The following is a 20,671-nucleotide window of genomic DNA, read 5'->3' on the forward strand; positions in this document are numbered from 1 at the left end:
TCCGCATCGCACCCCGGCCCGGCCGCGTGGCGGCGGGGCCGGGCAATGCACACGCACCGCAGCCGCTTGTGTCAGGACGCGTCGCGTTGCGCGTCGACGTCGATGCCCAGTTCGCTGGCCATCCGCTGAACCAGCGCACTTAGCCGCGCCACTTCGTCCGCGAGGCGCTTCTGTTCGGCCTTCAGCGCTTCGAATTCCGAAGGCGGAACGGAATCGGCGCCGCCGGCATCGGCGCTCGCGAAGTCGGCCATGTTCACTTCGCCGCACATCAGGTGCATCCAGCGGTTCTCGCGCGCCCCCGGCGCACGCGGCAGCCGGACGACGAGCGGTTGCGCGCGCGCCGCGAGCTCGTCGAGGAACGCCTCGACCGACGAAATATCCGCGAAACCGTGCAGGCGCGCGCTGTTCAGGCGCAGTTCGGCGGCCGTCTGCGGGCCGCGCAGCAGCAGGATCGTCAGCAGCGCGATCGCCTGGCTCGGGATGCCGAGCACGCGGTTCATGTTGTGCTCGAAACGCGGCACACGGCTGCTGCTGCCTTCCATCACGAGGCTCAGGTGCTTCAGCCCGTCGAGCGCGGTCGTGACTTCATCCTCGCTGACGTTCATCACCGGTGCGCGCGCGGTTTTCTGGTTGCAGCCCGCGGTCAGCGCGTTCAGCGATAGCGGATAGGTGTCCGGCACCGTGTGCTGTTTCTCGACGAGCACACCGAGAATGCGGGCCTCGAGAGGCGTGAGTTCGCGAAGGGCGCGTGGCGTGGGCGTATCCGGCGTGGTGTTCATGAGTGGCGTCGCAGCGTGCAGCAGGTGAAGGGAAACGGTCGCGGCCCGTCCGGCATCGCGCACGGGCGAGCCATATGATAGCTCGCGTCGCGTAGCCGGCGCCGCGCGGTGTGCGGGCGCGCGCACTTGCCGCAGCAGGCTTTCGTCCAACCTATCGGCCGGCCGGTGCCGTGCGGCGGATTCCGCCTCCCTGCACGCGGCGGCGTTTGCGCGACGCGCAGGCGGGCGCTACGATATGCGTCACCCTGACGCCCGCGGCGGCGCGCGACCGCATTCGCACGCCACATCACGCATCGCCCGTCCCGCACGCGTTGCCGCCACGCATGTGCTCATCCCGTTCATCCCTTCGAACCACTCACCTCCATGACCGCATCCTCTTCCGCTCCGCACGTGCGCGCCATCGTCACCGGACACACGCGCGGCCTCGGCGCGTCGCTCGCCGAACAACTGCTGCTGGAAGGCGTCGCCGTGCTCGGCGTGTCGCGCAGCCGCCATCCGTCGCTCGCGTCGCAGGCGAGCGACCGTTTCGCCGAAATCAAACTCGACCTGTCGGACACGTCGGCCGTCGCGGCCTGGCTGGCGAGTGGCACACTGCGCCGCTTCGTCGACGGCGCGTCGCTCGTGCTGCTGTTCAACAACGCGGGCATCGTCGATCCGATCGGCCCGCTCGCTGCGCAAGACCCGGCAATCGTCGCGCGCGCGGTCGGCGTGAACGTCGCGGCACCGCTGATGCTGTCGGCCGCGCTCACGCAAGCGGTATCGGCCACGACGGAATGCCGGATCCTGCACGTGTCGAGCGGCGCGGCACGCAATGCGTACGCGGGCTGGAGCATCTATTGCGCAACCAAGGCGGCACTCGATCACCATGCGCGCGCCGTCGCGCTCGACGCGAACCGCGCGCTGCGGATCTGCAGCGTCGCGCCGGGCGTCGTCGATACGAGCATGCAGGCGACGATCCGCTCGACCAGCGAAGACAATTTCCCGATGCGCGAGAAATTCGACCAGCTGAAGTCGAGCGGCGCGCTCGCGACGCCCGAGGCGGCCGCGCGACAGCTGATCGGCTATGCGCTGAGCGATGCGTTCGGCTCGGCGCCGACGGCGGACGTGCGGGAATTGCCGAGCCACTGAGCCAGGGCCCGTCAACGCCCTTCGAGCCGCTGCGTCCAGTCTTCGACCTGCCGCTCCGCCCGGCGCTTGTCGAGCATCTTGCGCCAGCCGGGCGGCAGTATCGGCACGTCGCACAGCGCATCGAGCGCGGCCATGTCGAGCGTGCGCCGGTACAGCACGTCGAGCACGGTCGACAGCGGCCATTGCGGATAGCCGCGCCGATGCAACGCCAGCACGTCACCCGGCGCCACCCAGCCTTCCTGCAGCACGCGGTAGTACCAGCCCGTCCGGCCGCTCTGTTGCACGAGCGCGGCCATCCGCGGATGATCGAAACGCGTGTTCAGTTTCCAGCACGGCTGCCGCGACTGCGACACCTGAAGCACGGCGCCCCCCAGCGTGAACACGTCGCCGAGACACACGTCGCGCTCGGTCACGCCATGCGTCGACAGGTTCTCGCCGAACGCGCCCGGTTGCGCAAACACGTCGCGAGCGCCGATTTGAGCCGACCACCACGCGTAGTGATCGTGCGCATAGTGGTGGACCGCCTTGTCCGGGCCGCCGTGATGCCGCGCATCGGCCTGCTCGTCGCCGGCAAAGCCGAGCGTGCCCAGCCACAGACGCGAGCCGACCGGCTGCTTGTCGATCGCGCTGGCGTGCGGCGTGCCGGCCAGCGGCCGGCTCTGGCCGACCCGCACCGCGCCGATGGCGACCGAAATCGCCGGCCATGCCGCATCGTTCATGTCGTCACACCGTCGGGCAGCGCTGCGAGCAAGCGTTCGAGTTCGCGCGTGCGCGCGTCGCCGAGCGGCATCAGCGGCTTCCTCGGTTCACCCGCATCGAAGCCGCGCAGGCGCAACCCGGCCTTCACGGTCACCGGCAACCCGCCGTTCACGATGAACTGCAGCAGCGGCAGCTGCGCATGAAAAACCGTCCTGGCGCGCGCCAGGTCGCCCGCGCGCATCGCGTCGAACAGCGCCAGCGGCAACGCCGCGTTCAGGTTCGGCGCGGCCGTGCACCATCCGGCCGCGCCCGCTGCGAGCGCGGCGAGCGCCATCGGATTGCTGCCGTTGTAGAACGGGATCGCGCCGTCGCTCAGCTGCGCGAGCCGGTGCATCCGCCCGATGTCGCCGGTGCTCTCCTTCACCATCGTCACGTTGTCGACGCGCCGGCAGATCGTCGCGATCAGGTCCGGCGACATGTCGACGCCGCTCGTCGCGGGGTTGTTGTACAGCATGATCGGAATGCCGATGGCATCGCCAATCGCGCGATAGTGCGCGACGATCTCGTCGTTGGCGAGCTTCCAGTACGACACCGGCAGCACCATCACCGCATCGGCGCCGGCCCGTTCGGCGAAGCGCGCGCGGCGCACCGCGCCCGCCGTGGTGAGATCGGAAATGCCGACGACGGTCGGCACGCGCCGGCGCACCGCGCGAATCGACGCGGTGGCGACCGCCTCCCATTCGGCGTCGGACAGGTATGCGCTTTCGCCGGTACTGCCGAGCGGCGCGATCGCGTGAACGCCGTCGGCAATCAGGCGCTCGATCAGCGCGTCGAGCGTTTTCAGGTCGATGGCGCCGTCGGCGGAGAACGGTGTAACCGGGTAGGCAATGATGCCTTTCAACTGGATGGACACGATAGGTATTCCTCAATGATGATCTGACATGACCGTGACGAATCACGCGCTCATTCGATGCAGTCCTGGTGCGTACGCAACGCCCTGCGCGCGTAGTAGTCGAACGTCACCGCATCGCGCTTCGGCTTCGAAATCCAGTCGTGCGCTTCGCGCGCCAGCGCCGGCGGCACCGGCTTGATCTCGCCGGCCGACATCGCGAGCAGTTGCAGCTTCGCGGCCCGCTCGATCAGCAGCGCGAGAATGCACGCTTCCTCGATCGTCTTGCCGACCACGAGCTGGCCGTGGTGCGACAGCAGGATCGCGCGCTTGCTGCCGAGCGCCTTCGAAATGATCTCGCCCTCCTCGTTGCCGACCGGCACACCGGGCCAGTCCTTCAGGAACGCGCAATCGTCGTACAGCGGGCAGGTGTCCATGTGCGACACGACGAGCGGCTGCTCGAGCATCGACAGCGCCGCGACGTGCGCCGGATGCGTATGGATGATGCAGTTCACGTCCGGGCGCTCGCGGTAGATCCATGTGTGGAACCGGTTGGCCGGATTCGGAATGCCTGCGCCATCGACGACATCGAGATCCTCGTTCACGCGCAGCAGGTTCGCCGCCGAAATCTCGTCGAAACCGAGCCCGAGCCGCTGCGTGTAGTACGTGCCGGCGTCGCCCGCACGGCAGGTGATCTGCCCGGCCAGGCCCGAGTCGTGCCCGGCGTCGAACAGGATCCGGCACGTGAGCGCGAGCTTCTGCCGCACGGACCAGCCGCTGTCGCCCACCTCGTCGTCCAGACGCCGCTCCGCCAGCGCGACCAGCGCCTCCTTCGTCAGATTCAGCGTTTGCGCCATGTTCACCTCCTGAATGGATCGGGTCGGTCGCGCCGTCCGCGGCCGCTTTCCCGAAGCAAAATGACACACAATACACCACAGGACACTTCGTGTCATGCGATACAATCGGTTTTTCGAAGGACACTTGGCGCCCCATGACGATTCGCCTGAAACTGCTCAGAAAACAGAAGGGCTGGACACTCGACGTGCTGGCCGACGAGACGGGCCTCACCAAGAGCTACCTGTCGAAAGTCGAGCGCGGCCTGAGCGTGCCGTCGATCGCGGTCGCGCTGAAGCTGTCGAAAGCGCTGAACGTCGACGTCGAGCAGTTATTCTCGGAAAGCCACAACCGCGAGCTGATCACGGTCACGCGCGCGGGCGAGCGCACGGCGATGGGCGCGGCAGCCGACAGCCACGCGCATCGCTTCGAGAGCATCGCGGCCGGCGTCGCACCGAAGAAGATGCTGCCGTTCGTCGTGCATCCGCCGCACGCATTCGTCGCGTCGACGTTCCGCGAGCACGAAGGCGAGGAGTTCCTGTTCGTGCACAAGGGGCGCGTCGAAATCGAATTCCCGAACGAGACGGTGCAACTCAAGACCGGCGATTCAGTCTATTTCAACGCACTCATCCCGCACCGCACGCGCAGCCTCGGCACCGCGCAGGCGGAGCTTCTGGTCATCGTCAGTCACGACGACTAGCATCGTCACCTTTTCGCGCAAGGATCCCCGATGGTCACGAAGGCCACCGCACCGTTCCAGCAGATCAAGACGCTCGTTCGCCAGAATGTCGAATCGGGCGACTGGCGCCCCGGGGATCGCATCCCGTCCGAGCTCGATCTCGCCGCGCAGTTCGGCGTCGCACGCATGACGGTCAATCGCGCGCTGCGCGAGCTGACCGAGGAAGGCGTGCTGAAGCGCATCGCGGGCGTCGGCACCTTCGTCGCCGAGGTGAAGCCGCAGTCGAACCTGCTGATGATCGCGCACATCCGCGACGAAATCCGCGCGCGCGGGCACGAATATCGCTGCCGCGTGTTGAGCCAGTCGAGCGAACCCGCGTCCTTCGACGTCGCGGCCGCGTTCGGCCTGCCGGTCAACACGCCGGTGTTTCATGTGGTGTGCGTGCACGAGGAAAACGGCCGCCCGATCCAGCTAGAGGATCGCTACGTGAACCCGGCCGCCGCACCCGGCTTCATCGACCAGGATTTCCAGGTCGAGCCGCCGTCCGAGTACCTGTACAACAACGTGTCGCACGACGAGCTGGAGATCGAGCACGTGGTCGATGCGTCGTTGCCGACCGGCGAACAGGCGCGGCTGCTCGACATGCGCGCCGACGAGCCGTGCCTCACGCTCACGCGCCGCACCTGGACAAACGGGCAACCCGTCACGTTCGTGCACTTCCTGCATCCGGGCAACCGCTACCGGCTCGGCTCGCGCTTCAAGCCGGGCGCCGGACGCCACCCGACCTGATCCTGTTCCCGCGCACGCAAACACACGGCGGCCGTTTCGTCAGCAAACGGCCGCCGCGCCCGTCATGCACGCCCGCCGGTGTCAGATCGCGCCGGCCTGCCCCGCGCCACGCGACCACACGACCGGAAACAGCGGGTGATCGAGCGGCGCGCCGTCGGGCAACTGCTCGGCGAGCCCCGGGAAATCGGGCGACGTCTTCCAGCGGCGCGGCGCGTGACGGATATCGTCGCCGACGAAGCGGATCGAGAACGCGCGGCGGCGGTTCTGCGTACCGCCCGACGCATGCAGCGTGAGCATCCGGAAGCACACCATGTCGCCGGGCTCGAGCGCCCAGTGACGGATCGGAAATGCCGCGCGGTCGCCTTCGATGTCCGGCAGATCCGCGAGGCTGCCTTCCGGGAACCACTTCGCTTCCTTGTCCATGAACGTGCGCGGCATCAGCCACGGCCCGAGATGCGAGCCCGCGACGAATTCCAGCGTCGATTCGAGCGGCACCGGGTCGACCGGAATCCACATGCTGACGTTGTCGTCGCCTTCGATGTTGTAGTACGGCTGGTCCTGGTGCCACGGCGTGCGCTGCCGCGTGCCGGGCTCCTTCACGAGCAGGTGGTCGTGATGGAGCCGCACGTGTTCGGTGCCCATCAGCGCGGCGGCGACCGACGGCGCCGGCGAGCGCACGATGAAGTCGCGATACGCGTCGTTGTGCTGCCAGTTGCAGAAATCCTCGAAGAACCAGCCCGGATCGTCGGGCCGGCTCGCGACTTTCGCACGCGCGCTCGGCTGTGCGAGATTCGCGTCGATGCCGGCGCGCAGCGCGGCGACTTCGTCGGGCGAGAAGATGCCCTTGATGCAGACCGCCCCTTCCTCGCGGAACGCGGCGATCAGGTCGGGGGTCACGGCTTGCGCGACGCGGTCCTGGATACTCGTCATGGTGTGCCTGTCGATTGAATGAATCACGGGATCACGGAATCACGGTGCGGAAGTCAGCTGCTGCTTCGCGCCGTAGATGTCGAAGTCGAAGTATTTCGCGGCGATCTTCTGGTACGTGCCGTTCGCGCGGATCGCAACGATCGCGTCGTTCAGCCGCTTCTTCATCGCTTCGTCGCCCTTGCGCACGCCCATTGCGACGCCGTAGCCGGTGATCCGCACGTCGGTCACGTCGGGGCCCGCGAACGCGTAGCCCTTGCCGCGCGGCGTCTTCAGGAACGAGTAGCCGGCCTGTGTCTTGTCCTGGAAGGTCGCGTCGAGGCGGCCGTTGACGAGATCCTGGTACACCTGGTCCTGGTTCTGGTACGAGACGATCGTCACGCCCTTGGTCGCCCATTCGGCCTTCGCGTACGCTTCCTGCGTCGTGCCCTGGTCGATCCCGACGCGCTTGCCCGCGAGCGATGCGGCGTTCGGCAGCAGCTTCGAGCCGACCGGCGCGACGAGCGCGCCCGGCGACGCATACAGCTTGTTCGAGAAGTCGATCTGCTTGAGCCGCTCGTCGGTGGCCGTCATCGCGGACATGATCACGTCGAACTTGCGCGCGCGCAGCGCCGGAATCATCCCGTCGAAGCCCTGCTCGACCCACACGCACTTCGCATGCAGTTGCTCGCAGATCGCGTTGCGCAGGTCGATGTCGAAGCCGGCGAGCGAACCGTCGGGCTGCTTCGCCTCGAACGGCGGATACGTGGGGTCGATGCCCCAGCGGATCGTCGACGTGTCCTGCGCGAATGACACGAGCGGCGCGAACGCCAGCGCGGTAACGAGGAGCTTTGCAGTGCGGTTCATGGCGTGTCCTTGAAGGTCTCGACGCGGCGGGCAGGCGCCGGCGTCCGGTGGGGAGCGGTGCGCGAAAGACAGGGACTTCGATGGAACTGCGAAGCAGTCTAGACCGCTTAATTTTCGAGCGCAAGCAGGGGAAAGGGGGGCGGGGTAGATGGGAGACATGAACCGGGAAGGAAGAATGCAATCGCGCCTGCAACTTGACTGTCTGACAGGAATTTCCTCGCATTCCTGGGGTATTTGACCTGCGGGATGCACACCGGCACAGGGCGTGTTTTTCCGGCTATAGGTGAGATGACGATGTCTATACCGGTAATCCCGGCACGGTCTCGCCCAATTCGGCCGCGCCGCGCAGCCGGCCTTCGCGCGCGCCGCCGTCGGCGGCCACCACCGCCGACGCAAGCGAGGCCAACGCAAACGAGCCGATGATCGCGATCCGTTTGAACAACATCCCGTTTCCTCCTTGCGTGCCGCGTGCACCAAAGCGCGGCCGATGCAATGCGTCCGGCACCCCGTGGCGCCGCACATCGCCGCGCCGCGTCCGGCGAAACCGCGATTGCCCACGGTATCCGGCCATGTTAAAAGTCGTCGCACGCATTTGGAAATGAAATGCTCGAATCCACAAAAGTGCAGAAATGAATAGACCTCTGTTCGACCTCGACCTGCTGCGTGCGCTCGTGATGGTCGCCGACTGCGGCAGCTTCACGACGGCGTCCGCGCGCCTGCATTCGACACAGTCGACGGTCAGCCAGAAGGTGCGCCGGCTCGAGGAAATCGCCGGGCACCGCCTGCTCGACCGCGGCACGCGCGACGTGCGGCCGACCGACGCGGGCGTGACGGTGCTCAGCTACGCGCGGCGCATGATCGCGCTGAACGACGAGATGCTGGAGGCGCTGTCGGGCGCCACGGTCGCGCTGACGATCCGGCTCGGCGTGCCCGACGATTTCGCGGCAGGCCGCACGACGCATGCGCTCGCGGCATTCAAGCGCGCACATCCGCAGGTGAAGCTCGAAGTGACGTGCGGGCTGAGCCGCGACGTCAGCGCCGCATACGACCGCGGCGAGCTCGACCTTGTGCTGATCAAGCAGCGTCGCGACAGCCGCGAGGCCGTCGTGCGCTGGCCCGAGAAGCTGCGCTGGATCGACAGCGCAAGGCATCCGTCGATCGATCTCGACCCGGTGCCGATCGTCGCGTTTCCGCCGCGCGGGCTCTATCGCGACGACATGATCAAGGCGATCGAGGAGCGCGGCCGCCGCTGGCGGATCAGCTTCACGACGTCGAGCCTGAGCGGCATCCAGGCCGCCGTCGCGGACGGGCTCGGCATCAGCGTGCTGCCCGCGCGCGTGGTGACGGACGAGCACGTCGTGCTGACCGCGAAACAGGGCTTCGCGCCGATCGAGCACATGGACATCGCGATCCTGCATCGGCCGACGGCCGACCCGATGGTCAGCGAACTGACGAAGGCGCTCGCGGCGATGCTGGAACTCGAGGAGTAGCAAGCAGGCCGGATGCGGCCGCACTGTGAAGGACGCCGCTGCGCCGCCGGCACCGCCGATGCGGCAAGCTCGCGGACGCATCGAAACACCGATGCACCCCATCCCCGTCAGAACATCGTGTTCCCGTTGGCGGCCTGCTCGGGCACGGGTTGATTGACGTCCCAGTGCTCGACGATCTTGCCGTTCTCGAGCTTGAAGATGTCCATGATCGCGCTGCCGCGTGTGCCGGGTTCGCGCACCGCATGCACGTGCAGGATCACGTAGTCGCCGTCGACGAACGAGCGCTTGATCTCGCTGTGCGACCGCGGATATTTGTCACGCAGGAATGCAACGAATTGGCGGAAGCCGTCGCGGCCGTCGGCCGCATTCGGGTTGTGCTGCACGTAGCGATCGCCGACGTACGCGAGCGCGGCGCCCGCATCTTTCTCGTTCAGGCCTTTTTCGTAGAACGCGAGCACCGTCCGCCGGTTGGCTTCCTGCTGCGCGTCGGTCGGGCCGGCCGCCACCGCATGCGCGGCGTTCACGGCGAACAGGACTGCCGCCATCCATCGTGCGGCCCGTGCCGCTGTCGTGCGTCGCATCGTCGTCTCCCGGGAAATCCGGCTGAAAACCCGATCATACCGGGGCGACGCCGCGCTCACGCTTCGCTCAGGCCAGCGCGCCGTTGCGCGCGACGATCTTCCCCGACGACACGACGAGCCGCCGCAACGGCCGCGCGACGACCGCCTCGGCGAACGTCAGTGCATCGACGAGCACGACATCCGCGCGGCTGCCCGGCTGCAGCCCGTAGTCGGCGAAACCGCACCCGCGCGCCGCGCCGTGCGTCACGCAGTCGAGCGCGACTTCCAGCGCATCGTCGCGACGGAAATCGTTGCGCATGCCGATCAGCATCGCGCGTTCGAGCATGTCGGGCGACCCGTACGGCGTCCACGTATCGCGCACGCCGTCGTTGCCGCCGATGACCGTCACGCCCGCCGCGCGGCACGCGGCCACCGGCGGCACGGGCACCGCCGCCGGCGCGGTCGTGACGAGCCCGACGCCGAGTCCGGCCATCCGCGCGAGCAACGCATCGCGCTCGCGTTCGGCGATATCGCCGAGACAGAACCCGTGGCTGATCGTCACCTTGCCCTGCATGCCGTGCGTGGCCGTGCGCTGCAGGATCAGGTCGAGCGAGTACGCGCCCATCGATCCGCGCTCGTGCAGATGAAGGTCGAGCCCGCGGCCGTGACGCTCGGCGATCGCGAACAGCACGTCCACCGCCTCGACCGGATCGCCTTCGATCGCGCACGGGTCGAGCCCGCCGAGCAGATCGGCGCCGGCGGCGAGGGCTTCGGACAACAGCGCATCGGTGCCCGGCCGCTTGAGCACGCCCGACTGCGGAAACGCGACGATCTGGATTTCAACTTCCCCGCGCAGCGTCTCGCGCGTCGCGAGCACGCCGTGCAGATGCCGCAGCCCGGCTTCGGTATCGATGTCGACGTGCGTGCGGATGCGCGTCGTGCCGGCCGCGAGGAACGCGCGTGCCAGCGCGAGCGACGCGGCGCCGGCGTCATGGCCGCTCGTCGCGCGATAGTGGCGTTCGTTCTCGATCCGGTCGACGAGGCGCGGCCCGACCTGGTTGCGATACCACGGCATTCCCCAGTGCGTCTTGTCGAGGTGCGTGTGGCCTTCGACGAGGCCGGGCAGCGCGAGCGCGCCCGCGCCGTCCTCGATCACGCAGCCGGCGGGCGCGTCGAGCGACGGGCCGATGCGCGCGATCCGATCGCCTTCGATCAGGATGTCGAGCGCGGCGTCGGCGCTCGGGCGGACGTTGCGGATCAGCAGGTTCGTCATGTCGGTTCCGGGGTAGTCGGTTGGTGCAAGGCAGTGCGAGGAGGGCACGGCGCGTGCCGTGCCGCCGGTCGGGTGGGTCAGCGCGCCAGGCGCAGCGCGGGGGCGAACGGCGCGCCCGTGTCGATTTCGCCGCGACGGAACACCCAGCGCTCGGCCGGCACGCCCGCGACGGCCGCCGCCGCGTTCGGCGCACGCACCGCGACGAACGTCGCATCGCAGCCGACCGCGATTCCATAGTTGTCCTTTCCGATCACGCGCGCGCCGGCGTGCGTCGCCATGTCCAGCGCGATACCGAGCGCTTCATCGGTGTAGAAGCCTGACCGATAGCCGACCATCATCGCGCGCTGCAGCATGTCGCCGTTACCGTACGGCCACCATGCGTCACGGATGTTGTCGTTGCCCGCGAACACGTGCACGCCCGCATCGCGCAGCGGCTGTACCGGCGGAAACGCGCAGTCGCCCGGCGCATTCGTCAGGATCGACACGCCGGCTTCGGCCAGCGCCGCCGCGGTGCGTTGCAGGTCGTCGTCGCTCACCTGGCCGAGCGCGTAAGCATGGCTCACGTTCACGCGGCCGCCGAGCCCCGCCGCGCGCGTGCGCGCCGCGATCCGCAGCAGCTGCGCGATGCCCGTTTCACCGGGCTCGTGCAGGTGAATGTCGATCTTCGCGCCGCGCTTCTCGGCGATGCCGAACACGATGTCGAGCTGGCCGTCCGCATCGCCGTCGAGCGTCGTCGGGTCGATCCCGCCGACCACGTCCGCACCTTCGCGCACGGCGGCGTCAAGGATCGCGGCGGTGCCGGAGCACGACACGACGCCCGCCTGCGGGAACGCAACCAGTTCGATTTCGACGATGCCGCGCCATTGCTCGCGCACGGCCATCACGGCCTGCAGGTTCGACAGGCCCGTGGTCGCATCGACGTCGACGTGGCTGCGCATCGCGACCGTGCCGAATGCCGCGGCCTGCGCGATCAGCGCATTCGCGCGCTCGACGATCGGCCGCGCGGCCGCGAGCTGGCGCTTCTCGACCGCGAGCCGCTCGCGCAGCGTGCCGACCGGTTCGTGCGGCACCCAGCGATCGCCGACGAAGCTCTTGTCGAGGTGGAGGTGGCCGTCGACGAAGCCGGGCAGCACGACGCGGCCGTCGAGGTCGATCGTTTCCGCGCCGGGCGCGGCGGCGCAATCGGCGCCGATCGCGGCAAAGCGGCCGTCACGGACGACGAGGTTGATGGGCTGGCCGCCGGCGTCGACGGCGTTGACGAAGAGACGATCGGTCATGGCTCGGAATGTGGGGCGGTCGCGGCGCGACACCGGCGCGGACAGGGAAAGGAACCGCAGCCGGCGCGACGCGACCGTTGGCAGGGAATCGAGCCACGATATCGGACGCCGCCGCCCGAGGCCAATTAAATGTCGCGATGCCGCGCATTCGATTTCGCGATGCGCGTCGCGAGGGATCGCCGGGCCAGGCCCGGCGATGGGGCGGGATTGCGGTGAAGACGGGGAAAAGCCGATGGCCGCGCAGCGTCGGCCTCACCCGAAAGCGGGCGTCCGGAAGCCGCGTCGCGCCCTTGTCGGGCGTCGCTTCGGCGCCCCGCCGGGACGGCGATTTACGCGGCAACAGACTTTACACGTTGTTACCCGGCCGCACCGGACGCGCTTCCACCCATTCCTTATACTCACGCCGAGTTCGCCACCCGTCCCGGCATTCGTCGGCGAACCCGTTGCCGATGCAGGAAACACCATGATGCACATGCCTTCCACGAAGACCGTTCTGTTCGCCTCGCTCGTCGCCGTCGCGGCGCTTCCGCTGACCGCCTGCGTCGCACCGGGCTACTACGGCGCGCAGCCGGGGTATCCGCAGCAGCAATACGCGACGCCCGGCTACGCGCAGCCCGCGTATTCGCAACCGGGCTACGTGCAGCAGCAACAACCCTATCCGAACCAGGCGCCGCAACCGTACGACCAGTACGGGAATCCGCAGCAATACGGGTCGCAGCAGCCGTATGACCAGTACGGGAATCCGCAGCAATACGGCAACGGCTACGGCACGCAGTACGGCACGGTCTCGAACATCCAGCCGGTCAACGGCTCGGTCGGCCCGTCGGGCGTGGCCGGCACCGTCGTCGGTGCACTGGTCGGCGGCCTGGTGGGCAACCAGTTCGGCCGCGGCCACGGCCGCGATGCGGCGACCGTGATCGGTGCACTCGGCGGTGCGGTGGCCGGCAACCAGATCGGCCAGCAGATGGGCGCCGCGCAAGGCCCGAGCAGCTACCGGATCGACGTGCAGGTCAGCGACGGCACGATGCGTTCGTTCGACGTGCAGTCGCCGGGCAATCTGCGGCCGGGTGATCGCGTGCAGATCAACGGCAACCAGCTGGCGCGGTATTGATGCCGATACGGTGCGCCTGACCTGAGCGGGCGCATCGTCGCGCGTTTGACGTCGTGCGCCGGTTCGGCGCGACGGCGCACCTGCTTCGCCTCACTCTCGCCTCGCTCGTCCGAGCGCTCCGGTATCGCCGTGTCGACGGCGATGCGGCGCGGCCAGGCGACGCGATGTGACATCGACCGCGCGGCGATGCCGAACACCGCCACGCGACCTCCGGATTCCTATTACGATAAGGACGATGCATCCTGCGGCCGCAATGGCCCGCGCCGGCATGCACGACCTTCAACCGGAACGCCCCCATGACGATCACGACCCGCCTGCTCGACGCGGCCGACGCTGCCCGTTTCCAGACCCTTCGCCTGCGTGCGGTCGACACCGCGCCCACCTCGTTCCTGCCGACGCTCGAAGAAGAATCGCAGGTGCCCGTCGACGAATTCGCGACGCGCATCACGCCGACCCACGAACGTGCCGTGTTCGGCGCGTTCGACGGCGATACGCTCGTCGGCATCACCGGCGTGCGCCGCGATGCGCGCATGAAGATCGCGCACAAGGCGACGACCTGGGGCGTGTTTGTCGATCCCGCGTATCGCGGGCAAGGCATCGCGCAAACGCTGCTCGAAAGCGCGACCGCGCACGCGGCGCAGGCGTGGGGCTGCAAGCAGCTGATGCTGTGCGTGAACGAGGTCAACGGCACCGCTGAACGGCTGTATGCGTCGCAGGGGTTCGTCCGGTTCGGCACGGAACCGCGCTCGCTGTTCGTCGACGGCCGCTTCTACGACGAGCATCACATGGTCAAGACGCTGGCGTAACGCATTCAATCAGGTTGGCGTTCGCGTGCATCGACCAACCGCGCGCGAACGCCCCTCACCTTCACCTCTCGTCACCGCTAGTCGGTAATCGTCGTATTGACGGCCGGCCCGGCGATCGTCACGTTCATCAGCGTCATCGCGCTCACGTTGAACGCATGGATCGGCCCACGTGACCGTCGGTGTGCCCGACGCGACCGGGGTGCCGAAGTCGCAGTTGCTGATCGTCACGCCGGAAATCGGCTGCACGGCAAGCACCGGCGGCGCGCGCCGGAGTGCGTCACGTCGGCATCGCGCCCGCGCAGCGCGAGCCGCGACACGTACGCGAGCGACGCGGCGATGCGCGCAGCCGCGCCATGCTCGCCCCAGACGAGGTCGACCGCCGACGCATTGGGCATGCGGCCTCCCGCAAAGGCCCGGTCGCCGCGAGCGGTCCGCCGAGCATGGCGCCGCCGGCGAGCGCGCCGGTCCAGCCGATGAAAGCGCGACGCAACGCGCGCTTCGACGAGGGCGATCGGGCAGGCGAAGACGAACGGCGATTGTTTGCAGCCGTGGGAGCTCCTTCAGTGCATGGGGTATCGACGCGCCAGACGGCGGATCGTTACTTGTACGTTGTCGTATCATGATGCGCAGTCCGAACGCGACCGCAGCCGAGCCCGTATTTGTCGCTTATCCTTTTTTTAACCGGGATAATGCCTCGAATGTATGCGCTCACTCACATCGCAAAAGAGTAATTTCAGAGATATGTTGTCGTACATTTATGCGCACAAACTTCAACTGAAACACCCCGGCCGACACCGTCCGCCGGGGCAATGACCTACTCGCCAGCGGCCGCTACCGCACCCGTTGCCGGCTCGCGTCCCGCCGAAGCGGCCGGTTCGAACATCAGCACCAGATCGCCGTGGTAACTCCCGTTGGCCGACGTCGCGCCACTGACGGCCGGCGCATGGGCGCTGACTATCAGGTTGCGCGTTTCGTCGTAGCCGTCAAAGCCGTCGTGACCGGGCCTGACCAGCGTGATCGTCCGAGCGGCGCCGGATGCGATTTCCGCGTCGCCCGCCTTGCCCGTCAGCACGACCTTCGCGTTGGCCATGTCGTCGCGACCGTTCGACAGCCGCAGCGGCTGCAACAGCGCGACGTTGATATCGGGGTTCGTCGTGCGCACGCGGATCGGCAGCGTCGCGGCGAACGCCTGCTGCGCACGGTCCGTCGCGTTCAGTTCGACCACGTCGTACCACGCGGAATTGTCCGGCTTCGACACGAACAGGCTGTCCCCGATATGCGCCGTCAGCGTGATCTTCTTGACGACCGCTTGCGGCGACGTCGGGCCTGCATGAGCGATGCCGGCCAATGCGCCGCACACGGCGAGTGCGGCAAGCTGCTTTCCGATCTTCATTGTGTTGCTCCGCATTCTGGATGGATGGTTGAAATCCGATCGCCGACAAGCCGGCCCGCTTCGAGCCCACGATCCCGTCATTGCTGGAAAATCCGGTATTCGCTTATCTCTAAATTAACAAGAAAATCCCCGCGGAATTCGACACGCCCAGCCGCATGCACGAGCGATCGAATCGTCCGGATGCATTCGTAACCGCGTATCGGATTCCCCCGTCATCCAGCAATGACAAGCTCGGGCGAACACCTCACGCCACGGCGTGCATTAACGATAGGCCACGATAACCGGGATAAATATCCATGGAAACCTTCACGGTTCTTTTCGATTTCCATTCACCAGTGCCATCTCCAAATCAAATAAAACTCGCACGGTAAGCACCTGCCGTCACGCTCGCCAACGTCATCGTCAATCGCAAGGGATATTCGTGCGCGCCCATTCGCCTCGGTAATTCCGCCCCTGTTCAGCCCCCCTCCGCCCGCGCTATCGTTTCCGCATCTTCACAGCCCAGGAGCCGCCTTTGCCTTCCCGTCACGGAGTCGACCTCATCCGCGCCCGCACGCTGTTCGATCGCGAGCGCCGCGCATTCACCGAAGCCATGCCGGTCTCCCGCGCCCTGTCCGCGGAAGCATCCGAGCATCTGCTGTTCGGCGTGCCGTTGCACTGGATGCAGGACTGGTCGACGCCGTTCTCGCTGTACGTGAAGGAAGCGCGCGGCGCGACGTTCACCGACGTCGACGGCCATCGCTACGTGGACTTCTGCCTCGGCGACACCGGCGCGATGTTCGGCCATGCGCCCGAACCGGTCGCGCGCGCGCTCGCCGAACAGGCCACGCGCGGCTACACGACGATGCTGCCGAGCGAGGACGCCGCGTGGGTCGCACGTGAACTCGCGCGCCGCTTCAGGCTGCCGGTCTGGCAGTTCGCGCTGAGCGCGAGCGACGCGAACCGCTTCGTGCTGCGCTGGGCGCGCGCGGCCACCGGCCGCAATACGATCGTGGTGTTCAACGGCTGCTATCACGGCACGGTCGACGACGTGTTCGTCGATCTCGTCGACGGCCGCCCCGTGCAGCGCGACAGCCTGCTCGGGCAGTCATACGACCTGCTCGCGAACACGCGCGTCGTCGAATTCAACGATCTGGCTGCACTCGAAGCGGCGCTGAAAAGCGGTGATGTCGCCTGCGTGCTCGCCGAGCCCGCGATGACGAACATCGGGATGGTGCTGCCCGATCCGGGCTTCTGGGCGGCGGCACGCGAACTGACGCGCCGCTACGGCACGCTGCTCGTGATCGACGAGACGCACACGATCAGCAGCGGCCCGGGCGGCTATGCGGTCGCGCACGACCTCGAGCCGGACATGCTGGTGGTCGGCAAGCCGATCGCGGGCGGCGTGCCGTGCGCGGTGTACGGGTTCAGCGCGGAATTTGCCGAACGCGCGAAGCAGGCGAAGCTGAACGCGCCGCCCGGCCATTCGGGAATCGGCACGACGCTCACCGCGAACATGCTCGCGATGCATGCGATGCGTGCGACGCTGGCCGAGGTCGCGACCGACGCGGCCTATGCGCACATGTTCGCACTCGCCGCGCGGTTGGCGACGGGGCTCGAACAGGCGATCGCGAAGCACGGGCTGCCGTGGTGCGTGACGCGCATCGGCGCGCGTACCGAGTTTCAGTTCGCGCCCGTGCCGCCACGCAACGGGACGCTCGCCGGCGCGCAGCTCGACAGCGAACTCGAACACATCGTGCACCTGTACCTGCTGAATCGCGGCGTGCTGATCACGCCGTTCCACAACATGATGCTCGTGTGCCCGCAGACGACGGCCGACGATGTCGACCGACTCGTGACGCAGTTCGACGCGTGTCTCGGCGAGCTGGTTTGACGCAGTGACATTCGCGGCAGGCAGCACATCGCGCGAGTACGGCCGCGATGGGTTGCCTGCGGCGTCGCTCGTGTCGCCCGTCTCGCCTGACAGTGAAACGGACCGCCGCACGGCGAGCCGTTTCCCGTCGCGTGCGCGTCATGCAGCGACGCGCTGCGCCGCCTTCAACGCCCGCCGCGCCACTTCCGCGAAATACCGCGCCCCCACCGGCAGGATCTCGTCGTTGAAATCGTAGCCCGCGTTATGCAGCGGCACGCCGCCGCGCCCGGCCGCCTCGCCGTTGCCGATGAACATGAAATTGCCGGGCACGGCCTGCAGGAATGCGCCGAAATCCTCCGAGATCATCATCGGCTGCACGTCGGCGTTCACCGCATCCGCGCCCGCGACCTGCGCCGCCGCCTGCACCGCCGTATCGACCCACTCCGGCGAATTCACCGTCGGCGCGAACTCGTGCGTGTACTCGAACGTGCAGGTCGCGCCGTGCGTGCGGCAAACCCCTTCGCTGATCTCGCGCATCCGCGTTGCCAGCAGCGCCTGCACGTCGCGCGAATAGCTGCGCGTGTCGCCCTTGATCGTCACCGTCGACGGCAGCACGTTGCGCAGCCCGTCGGTGATGAACTCCGTGCACGAGATCACGGCCTGCTGGCCCGGATCGAGATTGCGCGACACGATCGTCTGCAGCGCGAGCACGACCTGCGCGCCGATCACGATCGGATCGATGCCCATGTGCGGGCGCGCCGCATGCGTGCCGCGCCCGTCGATCCGGATCACGAAGTTGTCTTCGCTCGCCATGATGCCGCCCGCACGCGTCGAGAACGTACCCGCGCGCATGCCCGGCATGTTGTGCGCGCCGAAGATCGCGTCGACCGGAAAGCGCTCGAACAGCCCGTCGGCCATCATCGCCTTCGCGCCGCGGCCATGCTCCTCGGCCGGCTGAAAAATGAAACGCACGGTGCCGTCGAAATCCTTGCGCTCGGCCAGCAGTTGCGCGGCGCCGAGCACCATCGACATGTGGCCGTCGTGCCCGCACGCATGCATCTTGCCGGGCGTGCGCGACGCATGTTCGCGGCCCGGCGCGTGCTCGGCGATGTTCAGCGCGTCCATGTCCGCGCGGATGCCGATCGCGCGACGGCCGGTGCCTGCCGTCAGGTTCGCGACGAGCCCCGTGCCGCCGATCCCGCGATGCACGTCGAGCCCGAGCGTCGTCAGGATGCGCGCGACGTAGTCCGACGTGTTCACTTCTTCGAAACCCGTTTCCGGATGCTGGTGCAGATGGCGGCGCCAGGTCTTCAGTTGCCCCTGCAGCGTGCGTTCTTCGGTTGCGTCCATGGCGTTGGCCTCGTCAGTCGTAGTCGATCGGGATCGGTCGTGATGTCGTTCAGGCCGCCACTGCCGCGCGGTCCAGCCAGTCGCGCTGCCGCGCGAGCACGGCGTCGGCCGCCTCGCCGACGCAGCTCCGGTACACGGACGGCGCCGTCGCGCCTTCGGTATTGATCGCCAGCACGCGCGAATCCGCACCCAGCCCCACCTGTCGCGCGAGCGCGGGGTCGCGCATCAGCACTGCCAGCCCCGCGACGCCGGCCGCGCCCGATTCGCCGGCCACGAGCGGCGCGTCGCGTTCGCTGCCGGCCGCGAGGCCGCGCATCGCCTGCACCGCGTCCTCGTCGTCGATCAGCATGAAGTGGTCGATGCACAGCTCGAGGAAATCCCATGCGAGCGGCGACGCCTCGCCGCACGCCAGGCCGGCCATCACGGAATCGACGCTGCCGGTCGCCTTCGCCGCCCGCCCCGCGAGCGCACTCTGATACAGGCAGTCGGCCTGGCGCGGCTCGACCACGATGAAATGCGGCCGCTGCGCGCCATCGCGCTCCCACAGGTAGCTCGCGACGCCCGCGGCGAGGCCGCCCACGCCGCCCTGCAGCAACACATGCGTGAACGGCCGCCTGTCGTCCTGCGCCGCCTGCGCGGCGGCCTCGGCGGCGATCACGCCATAACCTTGCATCACGTCGCGCGGAATCGCTTCGTAGCCGTCGTACGACGTATCCGACACGACATACCAGCCGTTCGCCTGCGCAAGCTGCGCCGCGCAGACGACCGACTCGTCGTAGTTCCCCGCGATGCGCACGATCCGCGCGCCGTACGCCGAGATCGCGCGTTCGCGCTCGGCGTCGACGTTCGCGTGCAGCACGATCACGCACCCGCAGCCGATCGCACGCGCGGCGGCGGCGAGCGCACGGCCGTGATTGCCATCGGTCGCGCTGATCACCGTCAGGTCGGCCAGCTCCGCCGCGTAGCGGCCGGTGACGAGCCCTTGCGGATCGAGATCCTGCGTGCGCCGCAGGCGCTTCACGAGCCGCACCAGTGCGATCGGCGCACCGAGCGCCTTGAAGCTGCCGAGCGGCGAGCGGCACGACTCGTCCTTCACGCTGACGCTCGCGACGCCAAGCCGCGCAGCGAGATCCGGCAGCGCGCGCAGCGGCGTGCGCGCGTGGCCGACGAGCGGCCAGTGCGACAGCCACGCGCCGCTTTCGTCGGCCGACGCGATGTTCATCACGCGGCGCAGCGCGTTCGGGTAGGCGGCGCGCGACGCGCGGGGGTTGGCGATCAGCATGGGGAAAGGCTCCGGTGCAGGACCGCGCAGGCGGCCCGTCGGGTGGTTCGGATCGGGCAAGCGCGGGTTGCGTTCGCCGTCGTTCCGAAAAATAATATTGCGCATGCCGGTCAATAAAATCGCCAAAACAGTTGCCTGGACGCAAAAAATTCTCATTCTTTCGAGGTTTCGCGCACCATCATGACGACCCCACTCGATGCGTTCGATCGCAAGCTGTTGATGGAAGTGCAGCGCGACGCGCAGACGCCGCAAAGCGAACTCGGCGCACGCGTGAACCTGTCGACGGCGGCGGTGAACCGGCGTTTGAAGCGTCTCGCGGAAAGCGGCGTGATCGAGCGCTACACAGCCGTCGTCGCGCCGGACAAGGTCGATCATCCGCTGACGATCGTCGTCAACGTCGAGGTCGAAAGCGAGCAGATCGACCAGCTCGACGCGATGAAGCGCACCTTCGAGCGCTGCCCGCAGATCCAGCAGTGCTACTACGTGACCGGGGAATGGGATTTCGTGCTGATCCTGGCTGTGCGCAACATGGATCAATACAACGCGCTCACGCGCGAGCTGTTCTTCGCGAACAACAACGTGAAGCGGTTCAAGACGCTGGTGAGCATGAGCCGCGTGAAGGTCGGGCTCGAGGTGCCGGTCGAACCCGGCGAGTGAGCGAGTGAGCGCTTGCAAACACGAGGCGACCGGCGCACGCCGGCCGCCTC

The 20,671-nt window shown here is 67.8% G+C and carries 21 protein-coding genes and 1 pseudogene; 8 read left to right on the forward strand and 14 right to left on the reverse strand.

Features of this window, described 5'->3' with window-relative positions; all coding sequences use genetic code 11:
- Nucleotides 1-71 precede the first annotated feature (71 nt).
- The gene (locus HWX39_RS01200) at nt 72-779 is read right to left on the reverse strand and encodes a YceH family protein (RefSeq protein WP_175965189.1); all 708 of its coding nucleotides are present in this window, start codon (nt 777-779) and stop codon (nt 72-74) included.
- A gap of 363 nt (nt 780-1,142) precedes the next feature.
- Between HWX39_RS01200 and HWX39_RS01205 the strand changes: the two genes are divergently transcribed.
- Nucleotides 1,143-1,907 carry an SDR family oxidoreductase gene (locus HWX39_RS01205; protein WP_175965190.1) on the forward strand — a complete coding sequence of 255 codons (765 nt, stop codon included), beginning with the start codon at nt 1,143-1,145 and terminating at the stop codon, nt 1,905-1,907.
- Nucleotides 1,908-1,918: 11 nt separating this feature from the next.
- On the opposite strand, the gene HWX39_RS01210 is transcribed toward HWX39_RS01205, so the two are convergent.
- From HWX39_RS01210 to HWX39_RS01220, 3 genes are read right to left on the reverse strand one after another with little or no spacing between them, the layout of a single operon-like run.
- A complete protein-coding gene (locus HWX39_RS01210; protein ID WP_175965191.1) occupies nt 1,919-2,626 on the reverse strand; it encodes an MOSC domain-containing protein in 708 nt (235 codons plus the stop codon).
- Nucleotides 2,623-3,519, reverse strand: coding sequence for a dihydrodipicolinate synthase family protein (locus HWX39_RS01215; protein WP_175965192.1), 897 nt, complete (start codon nt 3,517-3,519; stop codon nt 2,623-2,625). The genes HWX39_RS01210 and HWX39_RS01215 overlap by 4 nt, the downstream gene beginning before the upstream one ends.
- A 50-nt stretch (nt 3,520-3,569) precedes the next feature.
- Entirely contained in the window at nt 3,570-4,352 is a 783-nt protein-coding gene (locus HWX39_RS01220; RefSeq protein WP_175965193.1) for an aldolase, read from the reverse strand.
- Between the two features lie 134 nt (nt 4,353-4,486).
- On the opposite strand from HWX39_RS01220, the gene HWX39_RS01225 reads away from it, so the two are divergent.
- Entirely contained in the window at nt 4,487-5,029 is a 543-nt protein-coding gene (locus tag HWX39_RS01225; RefSeq protein WP_175965194.1) for an XRE family transcriptional regulator, read from the forward strand.
- A gap of 30 nt (nt 5,030-5,059) precedes the next feature.
- Nucleotides 5,060-5,797 carry a histidine utilization repressor gene (gene hutC / locus HWX39_RS01230; RefSeq protein ID WP_175965195.1) on the forward strand — a complete coding sequence of 246 codons (738 nt, stop codon included), beginning with the start codon at nt 5,060-5,062 and terminating at the stop codon, nt 5,795-5,797.
- 81 nt (nt 5,798-5,878) lie between these two features.
- Here the strand turns inward: hutC and HWX39_RS01235 are convergent, their stop codons facing one another.
- The 3 genes from HWX39_RS01235 to HWX39_RS01245 form a co-directional block, all read right to left on the reverse strand.
- Nucleotides 5,879-6,727 (reverse strand): phytanoyl-CoA dioxygenase family protein, encoded by an 849-nt coding sequence (locus tag HWX39_RS01235; protein ID WP_175965196.1) that lies wholly within the window; start codon nt 6,725-6,727, stop codon nt 5,879-5,881.
- Between the two features lie 39 nt (nt 6,728-6,766).
- Nucleotides 6,767-7,570, reverse strand: coding sequence for an ABC transporter substrate-binding protein (locus HWX39_RS01240; protein ID WP_175965197.1), 804 nt, complete (start codon nt 7,568-7,570; stop codon nt 6,767-6,769).
- A gap of 298 nt (nt 7,571-7,868) precedes the next feature.
- The gene (locus HWX39_RS01245) at nt 7,869-8,162 is read right to left on the reverse strand and encodes a hypothetical protein (protein ID WP_175965198.1); all 294 of its coding nucleotides are present in this window, start codon (nt 8,160-8,162) and stop codon (nt 7,869-7,871) included.
- Between the two features lie 37 nt (nt 8,163-8,199).
- On the opposite strand from HWX39_RS01245, the gene HWX39_RS01250 reads away from it, so the two are divergent.
- Nucleotides 8,200-9,060: a LysR family transcriptional regulator gene (locus tag HWX39_RS01250; protein ID WP_175965199.1), complete on the forward strand. Its 861-nt coding sequence runs from the start codon at nt 8,200-8,202 to the stop codon at nt 9,058-9,060.
- 107 nt (nt 9,061-9,167) lie between these two features.
- On the opposite strand, the gene HWX39_RS01255 is transcribed toward HWX39_RS01250, so the two are convergent.
- The 3 genes from HWX39_RS01255 to HWX39_RS01265 all read right to left on the reverse strand — a co-directional run bounded on the left by HWX39_RS01255 (nt 9,168) and on the right by HWX39_RS01265 (nt 12,170).
- The gene (locus HWX39_RS01255; protein WP_175965200.1) at nt 9,168-9,641 is read right to left on the reverse strand and encodes a nuclear transport factor 2 family protein; all 474 of its coding nucleotides are present in this window, start codon (nt 9,639-9,641) and stop codon (nt 9,168-9,170) included.
- A 67-nt stretch (nt 9,642-9,708) separates the two neighbouring features.
- The gene (locus HWX39_RS01260; RefSeq protein WP_175965201.1) at nt 9,709-10,893 is read right to left on the reverse strand and encodes an amidohydrolase family protein; all 1,185 of its coding nucleotides are present in this window, start codon (nt 10,891-10,893) and stop codon (nt 9,709-9,711) included.
- 77 nt (nt 10,894-10,970) lie between these two features.
- Complete coding sequence (locus HWX39_RS01265) at nt 10,971-12,170, reverse strand: amidohydrolase family protein (protein WP_175965202.1); 1,200 nt, start codon at nt 12,168-12,170, stop codon at nt 10,971-10,973.
- Nucleotides 12,171-12,633: 463 nt separating this feature from the next.
- On the opposite strand from HWX39_RS01265, the gene HWX39_RS01270 reads away from it, so the two are divergent.
- Both HWX39_RS01270 and HWX39_RS01275 read left to right on the forward strand, forming a co-directional pair.
- Entirely contained in the window at nt 12,634-13,281 is a 648-nt protein-coding gene (locus HWX39_RS01270) for a glycine zipper 2TM domain-containing protein (protein WP_175965203.1), read from the forward strand.
- 296 nt (nt 13,282-13,577) lie between these two features.
- Nucleotides 13,578-14,087, forward strand: coding sequence for a GNAT family N-acetyltransferase (locus HWX39_RS01275; protein ID WP_175965204.1), 510 nt, complete (start codon nt 13,578-13,580; stop codon nt 14,085-14,087).
- Between the two features lie 260 nt (nt 14,088-14,347).
- Here the strand turns inward: HWX39_RS01275 and HWX39_RS01280 are convergent.
- Together HWX39_RS01280 and HWX39_RS01285 are read right to left on the reverse strand one after the other, a co-directional pair.
- Nucleotides 14,348-14,577: pseudogene (locus tag HWX39_RS01280) on the reverse strand (endopolygalacturonase); the annotation flags it as partial.
- A 324-nt stretch (nt 14,578-14,901) separates the two neighbouring features.
- Nucleotides 14,902-15,480 (reverse strand): CS1 type fimbrial major subunit, encoded by a 579-nt coding sequence (locus HWX39_RS01285; protein ID WP_175965205.1) that lies wholly within the window; start codon nt 15,478-15,480, stop codon nt 14,902-14,904.
- 514 nt (nt 15,481-15,994) lie between these two features.
- On the opposite strand from HWX39_RS01285, the gene HWX39_RS01290 reads away from it, so the two are divergent.
- A complete protein-coding gene (locus tag HWX39_RS01290; protein ID WP_175965206.1) occupies nt 15,995-17,353 on the forward strand; it encodes an aspartate aminotransferase family protein in 1,359 nt (452 codons plus the stop codon).
- 138 nt (nt 17,354-17,491) lie between these two features.
- On the opposite strand, the gene HWX39_RS01295 is transcribed toward HWX39_RS01290, so the two are convergent.
- Together HWX39_RS01295 and HWX39_RS01300 are read right to left on the reverse strand one after the other, a co-directional pair.
- Nucleotides 17,492-18,682: a M20 aminoacylase family protein gene (locus HWX39_RS01295; protein WP_175965207.1), complete on the reverse strand. Its 1,191-nt coding sequence runs from the start codon at nt 18,680-18,682 to the stop codon at nt 17,492-17,494.
- 49 nt (nt 18,683-18,731) lie between these two features.
- On the reverse strand, nt 18,732-19,964 hold the full coding sequence (locus HWX39_RS01300) for a diaminopropionate ammonia-lyase (protein ID WP_175965208.1): 1,233 nt from the start codon (nt 19,962-19,964) through the stop codon (nt 18,732-18,734).
- Between the two features lie 180 nt (nt 19,965-20,144).
- Here HWX39_RS01300 and HWX39_RS01305 point away from each other — a divergent pair, with 180 nt between their 5' ends.
- Nucleotides 20,145-20,621 carry an Lrp/AsnC family transcriptional regulator gene (locus HWX39_RS01305; protein WP_175965209.1) on the forward strand — a complete coding sequence of 159 codons (477 nt, stop codon included), beginning with the start codon at nt 20,145-20,147 and terminating at the stop codon, nt 20,619-20,621.
- Nucleotides 20,622-20,671 lie beyond the last annotated feature (50 nt).

Source organism: Burkholderia sp. BCC0322 (genome assembly GCF_902833045.1).
Classification (GTDB): Bacteria; Pseudomonadota; Gammaproteobacteria; order Burkholderiales; family Burkholderiaceae; genus Burkholderia.